Source organism: Agrobacterium sp. 22-209-1, from assembly GCF_053522485.1.
In genome coordinates this window covers 154372-167205 of sequence record NZ_JBNWCH010000009.1, presented here as the reverse complement: position 1 = coordinate 167205, position 12834 = coordinate 154372, and the positions used below count along the sequence as shown (strand labels likewise).

Here is a 12834-nt window from a genome sequence, read left to right as displayed (position 1 = left end):
TACGAGATTCTTAATGGTTTCATAACGGTTTGACCTTCGGCAAGCCACAGTGACGGCCGACAATTCGCGATAAATTTGGCGTCATGTGTCTTTTGACGCCTGTTAGGAAGTGAAAAAACATGCCCCGTTACCTTCAAGCCACAACAGAACGTTTCCCCGTGGCTGGCAGCTTCACCATTTCACGCGGCACCCGCACGCATGCGGATGTCGTAACGTGTACCATCCGCGATGGTTCCTTTACCGGCAGAGGTGAATGTGTGCCCTATCCGCGTTATGGCGAAAGCATCGAGGGCGTCATCGCCGATATCGAGGCGATGGCGGAACAGATCGCCGGCGGCGTGACACGACAGGAACTACAGCAGGCGATGCAACCCGGCGCCGCCCGCAATGCGGTCGATTGCGCGCTATGGGACCTCGAGGCCAAGATCAGCGGCAAGACTGTTGCCACACGCATCCTTGGACAGGCGGCAAAGCCGCTCGTCACCGCCTATACCATCTCGCTTGCCGACCCGGAGACCATGGCCGCGAAAACGGCGGAAAACGCAGGCCGCCCGCTGCTGAAGATCAAGACCGGCACGGCAGATGACGAGGCGCGTCTAAGGGCCGTGCGCGCCGCCGCACCCGAAGCGCGCATCATCATCGACGCCAATGAGGGCTGGAATGACTATAATATCGAATATTATCTGCGGCTTGCGGCAGAGCTGAAGATATCGCTCATCGAGCAGCCGCTACCCGCCGGCAAGGATGACATCCTCGCCCGCATCGACCATCCGGTGCTGATCTGCGCCGATGAAAGCGTGCATTCCACCAGGGACCTCGCCGGCCTTCGCGACCGTTACGATGCAATCAACATCAAGCTCGACAAGACCGGCGGCCTGACTGAAGCGCTTGTCATGAAAGCGGAAGCGGAACGGCTCGGCTTCACCATCATGGTGGGCTGCATGCTCGGCACCTCGCTCGGCATGGCGCCGGCCGTGCTGGCGGCGCAGGGTGCGGCCTTCGCCGATCTCGATGGGCCGCTATTGTTGGCGCACGATCGTGATCCGGGGTTGGTTTATGAGGGTTCGCTGGTTTATCCGGCGCGGCCGGAACTGTGGGGGTGAGCCCCTAAAATTAAAACCAGATGAGGTGCGCCGCCACCGCGTATTTCTTCTCCCCGCCGGGGAGAAGGTGGCCCGAAGGGTCGGATGAGGGGGAAACGTAGCCGAATTTCGGAGAGCTTGCCCCCTCATCCCGCTGCCGCGACCTTCTCCCCGGCGGGGAGAAGAAACAAGCGGCATCCACTCGTACCACACGAGCGCGCATTGATCGCAAGGAAACACCGAAGGCTAGGTATCCCTTTAGCTCGCAGGCCCAATCAGGCCGCGTGCTTGCCAATCAAACCCGGAATATCCACCGGCTCCATCTCGTCCGATACCTGTTCGGCGGTAACGTCGCTCGTCTGCATCCAGGTGATCAGCTCGAAGCTGCCATCGGCGTTTTCGGCAATCGCCGTGCAGCTTTCCACCCAGTCGCCGGTGTTGATGTAGCGGATGCCGTCCATGTCTTCCATGACAGCGTGGTGAATGTGACCACAGATGACGCCATCGACATTGTTGCGCCGCGCCTCTTCGGCGACCACGCGCTGGAATTCTCCGATGAAGTTGACGGCGTGTTTCACCTGCAGCTTGGCCCAGGCCGAAAACGACCAGTAAGGCAGGCCGATGCGGCGGCGCACGGCGGCAATCGCGATGTTGAGCGCAATTGCCGCGTCATAGGCCCAGTCGCCGAGATAAGCGAGCAGGCGGGCGTTGCGCACCACCACGTCGAATTCGTCGCCATGGATGACGAGGTATTTCTTGCCGTCGCCCGCCTCGTGGATCATGCGTTCGGCCACTTCGATACCGCCGAAATGCATGCCAGGGAACTCCCGCAGGAATTCATCGTGATTGCCCGGAATATAAACGATGCGGGTGCCCTTGCGAGCCTTGCGCAGAAGCTTCTGCACCACGTCGTTGCAGCCCTGCGGCCAGTACCAGCTGCGGCGCAGGCGCCAGCCGTCGACGATGTCGCCGACGAGAATGATCGTTTCGGCTTCGTGGTATTTCAGGAAGTCGAGCAGATAATCCGTCTTGGCCGCCTTGGAGCCGAGATGAACATCCGAAATGAAAAGCGTTCTGAACTGTCTGGTTTCGATTTGACCGGCCACGGATTTCATCCCCCTGTTCGGTTGCGTCCCTGCGGCTTTCTTACCTCTCAGAACCAGACTCGTGTTTCAGCAACATGACAGCGGCGGTTTTTTGTATGGAATATGACGGATAGCTTCACGAAAACGCGAATAAGCCATGCCCGCATTTGCATAAGGAGGCGGTAAATAACGGCTGTACCACGGGGAAGTTTGTTGTATTCAGGGGGCCGGAATTGAACCAGACATGACGGTGGAAGAATGACCTCTCACGATAAGAACAACACGCCCGCCAACACGGCAAAGGCCGACATCGAGGAACAGGCGCTCTTTTTCCACCGCTACCCGCGCCCCGGCAAGCTGGAAATCCAGGCCACCAAGCCGCTCGGCAACCAGCGCGATCTGGCGCTCGCCTATTCGCCGGGTGTGGCCGCCCCGTGCCTCGCCATCCACGAGAACCCCGAAATGGCGGCTGAATATACCGCGCGCGCCAATCTCGTTGCCGTCATTTCCAACGGCACGGCGGTGCTCGGTCTTGGCAATATCGGCCCGCTCGCTTCCAAGCCTGTGATGGAAGGCAAGGCCGTTCTCTTCAAGAAATTCGCCGGCATCGACGTGTTCGATATCGAGATCGACGCACCCGGCATCAACGACATGGTCTCCACCATCGCGGCGCTGGAGCCCACCTTCGGCGGCATCAACCTTGAGGACATCAAGGCGCCGGAATGTTTCGAAGTGGAGCGCCAGCTGCGCGAGAAGATGAACATTCCGGTCTTCCACGACGATCAGCACGGCACTGCGATCATCGTCGCCGCCGCCGTCACCAATGCGCTGGAACTGGCCGGAAAATCTCTGTCCAGCGTCAAGATCGTCGCCTCGGGCGCCGGTGCAGCTGCCCTTGCCTGCCTCAACCTGCTCGTCGCCATGGGCGCGAAGAAGGAAAACATCTGGGTCCACGACATCGAAGGCCTCGTTTATGACGGCCGCAACACGTTGATGGACGAGTGGAAGGAAGTTTACGCCCAGAAGACCGACAAGCGCGTGCTGGCCGAAACCATCGACGGCGCGGATGTCTTCCTCGGCCTTTCGGCCGCCGGCGTGCTGAAGCCGGAACTGCTCGAGCGCATGGCGGCAAACCCGCTGATCCTGGCGCTTGCCAACCCCAATCCGGAAATCATGCCGGAAGCGGCGCGTGCTGCCCGTCCGGATGCGATGATCTGCACCGGCCGTTCGGATTTCCCGAACCAGGTCAATAACGTCCTCTGCTTCCCCTATATCTTCCGCGGCGCGCTGGATTGCGGCGCAACCACGATCAATGAAGAAATGAAGATGGCCGCAGTGCAGGCCATCGCGGAACTCGCGCGTGAGGAAGTCTCCGAAGTGGCCGCCAAGGCCTATAGCGGCGAAACGCCGATCTTCGGCCCAACCTACCTCATCCCCTCGCCCTTCGATCCGCGCCTCATCCTGCGCATCGCCCCTGCGGTCGCCCGTGCCGCCGCCGCAAGCGGTGTCGCCGCCCGGCCGATCACCGATTTCGAAGCCTATCTCGACCAGCTGAACCGTTTCGTCTGGCGCTCCGGCTTCATCATGAAGCCTGTCTTCAATGCCGCGAAAGCCGCCGAAAAGAAGCGCATCATCTTTGCCGAAGGCGAAGACGAGCGCGTGCTGCGCGCCGCCCAGGTGCTCCTGGAAGAAGGCACCGGCGTCCCGATCCTCATCGGCCGTCCGCAGATCATCGAAACGCGCCTGAAGCGCTTCGGCCTGCGCATCCGCCCGCATACGGATTTCGCCGTGGTCAACCCGGAAGACGATCCGCGCTACCGTGAATACGTGGATGATTATTTCGCCCTCGTCGGCCGCGTCGGCATCAACCCGGAAGCGGCGCGCACCATCGTGCGCACCAACACGACCGTCATTGGTGCGCTTTCCGTCAAGCGCGGCGAAGCCGATGCGCTGATCTGCGGCCTCGAAGGCCGTTACGACCGCCATCTGCGCGACGTGAACCAGATCATCGGCAAGCAGGAAGGCGTGCGTTCTTTCGCGGGCTTGAGCCTGCTCATCACCCAGCAGGGTGCGCTCTTCCTCACCGATACTTTCGTGAACTATGACCCGACCTCCGAGGAAGTGGCGGAAATGGCCATTCTCGCGGCCAAGGAAATCCGTCGCTTCGGCATCACGCCGAAAATAGCACTCGCCAGCCACTCCAATTTCGGCTCGCGTGATTCCGAAAGCGCCCGCAAGATGCGCCGCGCCCTGAAGATCGTGCAGGAAGCCGCACCGGAACTGGAAGTGGACGGCGAAATGCAGGGCGGCTCGGCGCTGTCGGAAGCACTGCGCAAACGCGCCATGCCCAACAGCGTCCTGACCGGCGAAGCGAACCTTCTGGTCTTCCCGAACCTCGATGCCGCCAACATCACGCTCGGCGTCACCCGCACCTTGACGGAAGGCCTGCATGTCGGCCCGATCCTGCTCGGCACGGCCCTGCCCGCCCATATCCTGTCGCCCAGCGTCACCTCGCGCGGCGTCGTCAACATGGCAGCCTTTGCCGTGGTGCAGGCCTCGCACCCTTCGGTGTGATAGAGGCCGCATTAACGCAATTTTGAACAGGCTGTTGCCGCATTGCGGCAACAGCTTATGTTATCTTCCTGAAACACGGATTTCCTGAAGCATAACACCCCTGCCACCGGCCGGGGACATCGAACGGATCGAACAATTGACCCGCCGCAGCCGCATCATCGGCCTCCTGCTTCCCCTTGTTCTCATGGCTCCTGCCGCCGCTTCTGCGGATCAGGTCTGCGATACGCTTTATGGGCAGTTGCGCGAGCCGCCGCGCGTCATCGGCAATACGGCCGAGGTGCGGCGTTACGCCAATGCGCTTGCCCGCCAGAACATCGTCATCCGCAAGATCAGGAACGACCTGCGCAGCTATGGCTGCTCATCCGGCAGCGTCATTGTCTATGGCAATCCCAATGCCGGTCTCTGCGCCGAGATTGGCGATGCGCTGGCGGAAGCTGAAGCCGAGCGTGATGCGATCATCCGCGACCGCGACGACGCCATGGCGGCCGCGCGTGACAACGACGGCGACATCAGGCGTCAGCGCATCCTCGCCGCCCTCGATGCCAATGGCTGCAACACCGTACCGCAAACGGAAACGCAATTGCCGCCGCCTCGGGATGTGACGCGTTATCCCGACGCCTTCCGACACAATGGCGACGAGCCGGGACAAGCGGGGCTTTCGCCCTATCCCAACGCCGCCGCCGAGGGCGGACTTCGCACGCTCTGCGTGCGCACCTGCGACGGCTCGTTTTTCCCCATCGCCTCCAACGCCTCACCGCTCGATTTCCGCACCCAGGCGGAGCAGTGCGAGAAAATGTGTCCGGGGACGGAGACCGAACTCTATTTCCACTCCATGACGGATCAGGAAACATCAGACATGGTTTCCGCTGAAACCGGCAAACCCTACAAGGATTTGCCCACGGCCTTCGCCTACCGCAATTCGTCAGTGAAAGCACCCGGCTGCGCCTGCAATATGGCCGCCTATCACGAGGAGATGCAAAAACAGGAGGAGGCCGCCCGGCCGCAAGCCGAAAAGCCCTATTCCGGCATCACCACCATCCCATCATCCCAAAGTGACAAGTCGCAGACCCCCACCGAACAGCAACAGGCCGCAAAACCGCCTGAGCAGCCCGTTCCCGAACGCGACTACGATCCGAACGACACCAGGGTGCGCGTCATCGGCCCCAAATTCCTGCCGGACCAGACAGGCCGGATCGATCTGAAGAACCCGGCGCTGAAGGGCATTCAGCCGCAGCAGTGAAATCTCTTGCGCGCGCGTAATGGGGCGAGCGCGCGACCCTTGTTTCTTCTCCCCGCCGGGGAGAAGTCCGCGGCAGCGGGATGAGGGGGCGACGTCGGCGATATTCGGAGAGCTGGCCCCCTCATCCGACCCTTCGGGCCACCTTCTCCCCATCCGGGGAGAAGAAACGATAGGCGACGCTATGCGCATCTCATCCCTTACCGCCCACCCCAGCGATTGCGAAACACCAGCTCCTCCAGCGGCACGCGCTGCCGCCAGCCCTTCACCGCCAGTTCCGGCTCGGTATAGAGCGTGTCGACCCGGCCGAGACACAGCCATGCGACGATTTCGATATGCTCGGGTATATCGAGAATGGCGCGAATATCGCTGTCATGGAAAATGCTGACCCAGCCGACACCGATGCCTTCGGCACGGGCGGCAAGCCAGAGGTTCTGGATGGCACAGACGGTGGAATAAACGTCCGTGCGCAGATTGTGGGTGCGGCCCAGCACCACCTTGCCGCCGCGTGTCGGATCGCAGGTGACACAGATGCTGAGCGGGGCCTTGCGGATGCCTTCAAGCTTCAGGCTGCGATAAAGCGCCTGCTTTTCGCCCGTAAACATCGCCGCCGCCTCCTCATTGGCGCGGCTGAAGGCCACAAAGGCCGCCTGGCGCACGGCGCCATCGGTGACGAGGGTGAAATTCCATGGCTGCATGAAACCGACCGAAGGTGCGGAATGCGCCGCCTTCAAAAGGCGCTCGACGAGATCATCCGGCAGCGGGTCCGGCAGGAACTGGTCGCGCACATCACGGCGCGTCTCGATGGCGCGGTAGATCGCCTCGCGCTCCTCCCGGGAAAACGGGCGGGCGGGCGAAAGCGCGTGATCGAATGGATTGACGTCGGGCGACGTTGTGACAGGCGGTTCGGTCGGCATCGTTTATCCCCAACAATGCGGGCGCGCCGATGCAGAAACCATACCGGTTCCGCCGCGACGACGCGCTTTTTCAGCAACCTGCCGCCGTCCGCGCGGTTCGGTCTATCGTGTCAGGCCGGTCTTCTGACTAGGCTTCATCCGCCCCTTTCGCCTTCCCGAATAACTTCAGTGGCATGAGAAAAAGGGCATCCGCCTCACAGCGTTGGGCACGTTCCGGTCTTTCACCGGATTCCCGATTCTCCCGCCGCAAGGGCGGGCACCTGACGGGAGAAGCTATGGGCAAAAAAGCTTGCGAATGCAAGTATCCTGCGGGTGGTGCGGCAATGTGGCCTGCTGCACCTTACCGTCATCATGCCACCGGGAAATACCTGACATACGCAAACTCATCGCCATCAGGTGACCAATTGGGCGAGTTCATCGTGCCCTGCCCGCCGAACAGGTCGAACAGCGTTTCGACATTGCCGCCATCCATATCCATCAGCCGCACCCGCACATCCAGATCGCGCGGATGGTCGAAGACATCGGCATCATAGGAAATGAACACCACCTTGTCGCCCTTCGGAGACGGATGCGGGAACCAGTCGCCATAAGCGCTGTCGGTGATGCGCTCGACGGCGGAGCCGTCCACACGCACCCGCCAGATCTGCATGAGCCCGGTACGGCTGGAATTGAAATAAATCCATTCGCCGTCGGGCGAATAATCCGGTCCGTCATTGCGGCCCTCACCATGGGTGAGACGTGTTTCGACACCGCTGTCTATGTCCATGGAATAGATATCGAAAACCTGATCGCGAATGCCGCAATAGGCAAAACCTTTCCCATCCGGCGACCAGCCGTGCCAGTAGGAAGGCAGGTTCTTCGTCATCAGCCGCGGCGCGCCGCCCGCCGAAGGCAGCAGATAGATGGCGCTCTTGCCGAATTCCACCTTGTCGGAAATGGCGTAGAGCGAACCGTCGGGCGAAATGCCGTGGTCGTTGTTGCAGAGTGTGGCAAAGCCGGTATCGACCTTTTCCGGCGACACATCACCGGCAAGAGACAGGCGATACAGCAGTCCTTCGCTGTTCAGCAGCAGATAGTGTCCATCCGGCGACCAGTTCGGCGCTTCGAAGAGATCAGGCGTCTGCCACACCACCCGCATCTGGCGGGTGCGGATGTTGAAGATTTCGATGGAGCTGCGCATTCTGCCTCCCGGGCATGTCCATGTTCTCATTCAAAACGCTTGGTGACGCAGACATTCCGTTTGCATCCACCATGGCCTTGATTATGATCCTAGGGCGGCAGGCACCGTCCTGCAAATTCAAACCGGAAAAAACGCCAGCGCCCCGGCACCGTCCGTGGCCCTCCCCGTTTCTCCCAGATCCGAGGTTCCGCGATGAATTCCATCGCCGATCACAGCATCCGCTTCGGCCGGATCGCCGCAATGCTCCCTGTCAAAAACATCGAAAAGGCCCATGATTTTTACGTTGGCGTGCTCGGTTTCGAAAAGACCTTCGAAAACGGCAACCCTGTCGGCTTCATGATCCTCAAACAGGGCAATGCCGAGCTGCACCTGACATTGCAGCCCACCCACAAAGCGGCACCCTTCAATGTGGCGCATATGATGGTGAGCGATGTGGACGCGCTGCATGCGCTCTGCAAGAGCCAGGGCTTGCGCATTATCAAGGGCCTGCAGGACAAGGATTATGGGCTCCGGGCCTTTGTCTTTGAAGACCCTGACGGCAACCGCATCGATGTGGGGCAGGTTATTTGAAGTGATCGGGCGGCGCGGGGTTTTCCTCGCGCCGTCTGTTCAAATACGTAGGCTTATTCTGGACCGAGCGCATGCCACTTGTTTCTTCTCCCCGCCGGGGAGAAGTCCGCGGCAGCGGGATGAGGGGGCGAGCGTCAATATATACGGAGGGGTTGCCCCCTCATCCGACCCTTAGGGCCACCTTCTCCCCCGCGGGGAGAAGAAACAGGTGGCACCGCCGAACCTACCCGCATCGCCCCTTCGACTACCGATCCCGAAACCGGTTGGTAATCGGATAACGCCGGTCACGCCCAAAATTCTTCTTGGTAATCTTCACACCCGGAGCGGATTGCCGGCGCTTGTACTCGGCGAGGTAAAGCAGATGCTCCACCCGGTGCACGGTCGCAATATCATGCCCGCGCGCCAGGATTTCCTCGACCGACATTTCCTTCTCCACAAGGCATTCCAGAATGTCATCCAGCACCGGATAGGGCGGCAGCGAATCCTGGTCGGTCTGGTTGGGGCGCAATTCGGCCGAGGGCGCCTTGGAAAGGATATTGGCGGGGATCACCTCGCCGGAAGGGCCTAGAGCGCCCGGCGGCACATGGGCATTGCGCCAGCTGGAAATGGCGTAGACCTGCATCTTGTAGAGGTCCTTGATGGGGTTGAAACCGCCATTCATGTCGCCGTAAAGCGTGGCGTAACCCACCGACATCTCAGACTTGTTGCCCGTCGTCACCACCATCGAGCCGAACTTGTTCGAAACGGCCATCAAAATGGTGCCGCGTGTGCGGCTCTGCAGGTTTTCTTCGGTAATGCCCTCTTCCGTACCCTCAAAGAGTTCGGAAAGCGCCGACAGGAAACCCTCGACCGGCTCGACGATCGGCACGATATCGTAACGGCAGCCGAGCGCTTTCGCACAATCGGCGGCGTCCTTCAGCGATTCTTCCGAGGTATAACGGTAAGGCAGCATGATGCAGCGCACCCGCTCCTCGCCCAGCGCATCAACGGCAAGGGCGGCGCAGATCGCCGAATCGATGCCGCCGGAAAGGCCCAGAACCACGCTCTTGAAGCCGTTCTTGTTGACGTAGTCACGGAAACCCAGCATGCAGGCGCGGTAATCCGCTTCCTCGCCTTCAGGGATTTTCGAGAATGGACCGCTCTCGCAGCGCCAGCCGTCAGCAGTACGCTTCCAGTCGGTGACCGCAAGCGTGGCCTCGAACTGGCTCATCTGGAAGGCAAGCGTCTTGTCGGCATTAAAGGCGAAACTCGCACCGTCGAACACCAGCTCGTCCTGCCCGCCCAGCTGGTTGGCGAAGACGAGAGGCAGACCGCTTTCGATAACCTGCCGCAGCGCCACCTGATGGCGCACATCCAGCTTGCCGCGATAATAGGGCGAACCGTTCGGCACCAGCAGGATTTCCGCCCCGCTTTCGGCGAGTGTTTCACAGACACCCATATCGTTCCAGATTTCCTCGCAGATCGGAATGCCGATCCGCACGCCACGGAAATTATAAGGCCCGGAAATCGACCCTTCAGAGAAAACCCGCTTCTCGTCGAATTCGCCGTAATTCGGCAGGTCGATCTTGTCGCGCAGCGCAACGATCTTGCCGCCATCCAGCAACGCCACGGAATTGTGCCGGCCCGTCTCGCCCTGTCGCGGAAAGCCGATGACCACGCCCGGCCCGCCATCGGCGGTCTCCGCCGCCAGCTCTTCCACCGCTTTCAGGCAGGCTTTCAGGAAAGCCGGCTTCAGCACCAAGTCTTCCGGCGGATAGCCGGATATGAACAGCTCCGTCAGGAGCAGAAGATCGGCGCCCTGCGTCGCCGCATCGGCCCTTGCCTCGCGCGCCTTGGCGAGATTGCCCGCCACGTCGCCAACGGTGGGATTGAACTGCCCGACGGCAATCCGGAGATGGTTCTCTATATTGTGTCTGTCGCTCATGGCTTTTCAATACCGCGCCCGTGGCCGCTCCGCAACGCGGCAATTGCATGGCGGCGCCCGTTACGCTTCGGCCGCGCGGCTTCACGTTAAGGTTATCGCCGCACCGGCCAGACTCTTCAAAGTTCATGTCGCGTTCATCGCGCTTATGTGACAGTTACATGACACTTTTGCGACACCCGATTCACCTCCCCGGATCGGTCGTGCCGCCTGCAATACCGGAGTATGGGTTTGAAACATTCGGCGCCAAAAACAACGGCTTCCGAAAAGGCTGGTTTCGTCTTTTCGCCTGCATGGACAAGGAGCCTTTCCAAGCTTTCGGGCACGGCCTATACGCTTGCCAATCTGACGGTCGCGTCCGTCGTGCTGGTTGTGGCGCTGGAGTGGATCGCGCGGGGCTCGCTCACCGATGTCGGCGCTTTCCTCACCTCCTCCGCCCGCCCCGGAATGACCACCATTGCCGCCGTGCTCGCCCTCCTCGTGGCACTGGATGCACTTCTTGGCAGGCGTTACCTGTCGCTGATCGCGCTTGCGCCGCTCTGCGCGCTGACGGGGCTGATTTCGGCGCAGAAGCAGACCTATCTCTCCGATCCTCTTTATCCATCCGACCTCTTATTCGGCCGCCAGATCCTCGAGCTTCTGCCGACCATGCTGAGGGCTCAGCCGATGACGGCAGCCCTCGTCGCCCTCGGCATCTTTGCCACGATTGCGGCACTTACGGGCCTCTGGCTGCTGGCGCGCCGCCACTCACCGGGCCTGAGCTGGCGCGAACGCGCCGCTGGTCTCGCGCTGGCGCTGCCGCTTCTCGCCGGTCTTGCCTCGCTTATGGACTATTCGCATTATTCCTGGGTGCGCGATCGCCTCAACATCATTCCCATGATGTGGGATCAGCAGGAAAATTACCGCCATAACGGCTTCCTGATGGCCTTCGCCTTCAATATTCCGATGGCCAATGTCGCAGCGCCGCAGGGGTACGGCGAAAATGCCATCGCCGACCTGACATCCAAGCCCGCCGCCTTCGCCGCCAACAAGGGCGATTACCCCGATGTCATCATGCTGATGAGCGAATCGCTGTGGGATCCGAAGCGGCTTGAAAATGTGAAGCTCTCCGACGATCCCATGCCGACGATCCGCGCCAAACGGTCCGGCAATGTCTTTTCCCCGGAGTTCGGCGGCATGACGGCGAATGTGGAATTCGAGGCGCTGACCGGCTTCTCCAACGCCTTCCTGCCCTATGGCAGCATTCCCTATCAGCAATATATCCGCCGCCCGGTGCCCTCGCTCGCCAGCTTCTTCCGTGGCGAAGGTTATTCCGCCATCGCCATGCATCCCTTCCAGGAATGGTTCTGGAACCGCAAGCAGGTCTATGCGAATTTCGGCTTCGAGGAATTCCGCTCCGAAGAGACGCTGCCGGCCATGGAAAAACGCGGCAACTTTGCCTCCGACGATGCGCTGATGGACGAGATCATGGCGACGGCCGAAAAGGCGCAGAACCCGCTCTTCCTCTTCGCCGTCACCCTTCAGGGACATGGTCCCTATGAGGCGACCCGTTACGCAAAAAACACGATTGGCATCGAAGGCGACCTCTCCGCCTCGGCCTCGCAGGCGCTTGCCACCTATTCTCAAGGGGTGGCGGAAGCTGATGAAGCGCTGCTGAAACTGATGCGCTGGGCGAAGAAGCGCGACCGGGAAACCATCATCGTCCTCTTCGGCGATCACCTGCCGCCGCTCGGCCAGACCTTTGTCGAAAGCGGTTACATGCCGGGCATGGTGGCAAGCCGCCGCGCGCCGCTGGAGGTGATGAAAAAGGAACACGAGACACCGCTCGTCGTCTGGTCCTCAAAAAAGGGCGTGCGCAAGAATATCGGCACCATCAGCCCGGCGCTTTTGCCCTATCATGTGCTGAAGACGGCGGGCTTCTCCGATCCCTTCTATACCGGCATGCTCGGCGAGGTTCAGCAGGCCTTTTCCGTCGTCGACCGGCACATGCTGGTGACGGCCGACGGCAAGGCCCAGCCCGACTGGTCGATTGCCGCGAACGCCGTTCCCGAGGTGGTGCGCGATTACAGGATGCTGCAATTCGACATGATGTTCGGCCAGCAATATGGCCGCGAACGCTTCTTCCCCGGTTTCAACTGGCTGCACGAGGGGGCGCCATCGGTCTGATGGTTTTCGGCGAGGGACGCCTGAACCGCATGGCGGTGGAAATCGTTTGAATTCCACCGCCATGCGGGTTTATCTCGCAAAACGTTCAGGCCTCATCAGAAC

Annotated in this window: 9 protein-coding genes and 1 riboswitch; of the genes, 5 read left to right on the top strand and 4 right to left on the bottom strand. The window is 60.9% G+C overall.

Going from position 1 to position 12834, the window contains the following annotated elements; genetic code table 11:
* Window positions 1–119 precede the first annotated feature (119 nt).
* Complete coding sequence (gene dgcA, locus ACQZ48_RS18945; protein WP_448729177.1) at window positions 120–1103, top strand: N-acetyl-D-Glu racemase DgcA; 984 nt, start codon at window positions 120–122, stop codon at window positions 1101–1103.
* A 254-nt stretch (window positions 1104–1357) separates the two neighbouring features.
* Here the strand turns inward: dgcA and ACQZ48_RS18940 are convergent, their stop codons facing one another.
* A complete protein-coding gene (locus tag ACQZ48_RS18940) occupies window positions 1358–2197 on the bottom strand; it encodes a UDP-2,3-diacylglucosamine diphosphatase (protein WP_269824656.1) in 840 nt (279 codons plus the stop codon).
* Between the two features lie 228 nt (window positions 2198–2425).
* Here ACQZ48_RS18940 and ACQZ48_RS18935 point away from each other — a divergent pair, with 228 nt between their 5' ends.
* Together ACQZ48_RS18935 and ACQZ48_RS18930 are read left to right on the top strand one after the other, a co-directional pair.
* Window positions 2426–4741 carry an NADP-dependent malic enzyme gene (locus tag ACQZ48_RS18935; RefSeq protein ID WP_448729176.1) on the top strand — a complete coding sequence of 772 codons (2316 nt, stop codon included), beginning with the start codon at window positions 2426–2428 and terminating at the stop codon, window positions 4739–4741.
* Window positions 4742–4877: 136 nt separating this feature from the next.
* Window positions 4878–5981, top strand: coding sequence for a DUF2865 domain-containing protein (locus ACQZ48_RS18930; RefSeq protein WP_448729175.1), 1104 nt, complete (start codon window positions 4878–4880; stop codon window positions 5979–5981).
* Between the two features lie 197 nt (window positions 5982–6178).
* Here the strand turns inward: ACQZ48_RS18930 and bluB are convergent, their stop codons facing one another.
* Together bluB and ACQZ48_RS18920 are read right to left on the bottom strand one after the other, a co-directional pair.
* Window positions 6179–6895 carry a 5,6-dimethylbenzimidazole synthase gene (gene bluB, locus ACQZ48_RS18925; RefSeq protein ID WP_173989192.1) on the bottom strand — a complete coding sequence of 239 codons (717 nt, stop codon included), beginning with the start codon at window positions 6893–6895 and terminating at the stop codon, window positions 6179–6181.
* A 96-nt stretch (window positions 6896–6991) separates the two neighbouring features.
* A riboswitch (cobalamin riboswitch) is annotated at window positions 6992–7174 on the bottom strand.
* Window positions 7175–7244: 70 nt separating this feature from the next.
* Complete coding sequence (locus ACQZ48_RS18920; protein WP_191218242.1) at window positions 7245–8075, bottom strand: TolB family protein; 831 nt, start codon at window positions 8073–8075, stop codon at window positions 7245–7247.
* Between the two features lie 192 nt (window positions 8076–8267).
* Between ACQZ48_RS18920 and ACQZ48_RS18915 the strand changes: the two genes are divergently transcribed.
* Complete coding sequence (locus tag ACQZ48_RS18915) at window positions 8268–8645, top strand: glyoxalase superfamily protein (protein WP_173989196.1); 378 nt, start codon at window positions 8268–8270, stop codon at window positions 8643–8645.
* Window positions 8646–8889: 244 nt separating this feature from the next.
* On the opposite strand, the gene ACQZ48_RS18910 is transcribed toward ACQZ48_RS18915, so the two are convergent.
* Window positions 8890–10569, bottom strand: a complete 1680-nt coding sequence (locus tag ACQZ48_RS18910; protein ID WP_191218241.1) for an NAD+ synthase — start codon at window positions 10567–10569, stop codon at window positions 8890–8892.
* Between the two features lie 222 nt (window positions 10570–10791).
* Between ACQZ48_RS18910 and ACQZ48_RS18905 the strand changes: the two genes are divergently transcribed.
* Complete coding sequence (locus ACQZ48_RS18905; RefSeq protein ID WP_448729174.1) at window positions 10792–12732, top strand: LTA synthase family protein; 1941 nt, start codon at window positions 10792–10794, stop codon at window positions 12730–12732.
* Window positions 12733–12834: the final 102 nt, after the last annotated feature.

Coding starts and splice junctions, on each gene's coding strand:
- dgcA (WP_448729177.1), top strand. CDS start 120: ATGCCCCGTTACCTTCAAGCCACAACAGAACGTTTCCCCGTGGCTGGC.
- ACQZ48_RS18940 (WP_269824656.1), bottom strand. CDS start 2,197: ATGAAATCCGTGGCCGGTCAAATCGAAACCAGACAGTTCAGAACGCTT.
- ACQZ48_RS18935 (WP_448729176.1), top strand. CDS start 2,426: ATGACCTCTCACGATAAGAACAACACGCCCGCCAACACGGCAAAGGCC.
- bluB (WP_173989192.1), bottom strand. CDS start 6,895: ATGCCGACCGAACCGCCTGTCACAACGTCGCCCGACGTCAATCCATTC.
- ACQZ48_RS18920 (WP_191218242.1), bottom strand. CDS start 8,075: ATGCGCAGCTCCATCGAAATCTTCAACATCCGCACCCGCCAGATGCGG.
- ACQZ48_RS18915 (WP_173989196.1), top strand. CDS start 8,268: ATGAATTCCATCGCCGATCACAGCATCCGCTTCGGCCGGATCGCCGCA.
- ACQZ48_RS18910 (WP_191218241.1), bottom strand. CDS start 10,569: ATGAGCGACAGACACAATATAGAGAACCATCTCCGGATTGCCGTCGGG.
- ACQZ48_RS18905 (WP_448729174.1), top strand. CDS start 10,792: ATGGGTTTGAAACATTCGGCGCCAAAAACAACGGCTTCCGAAAAGGCT.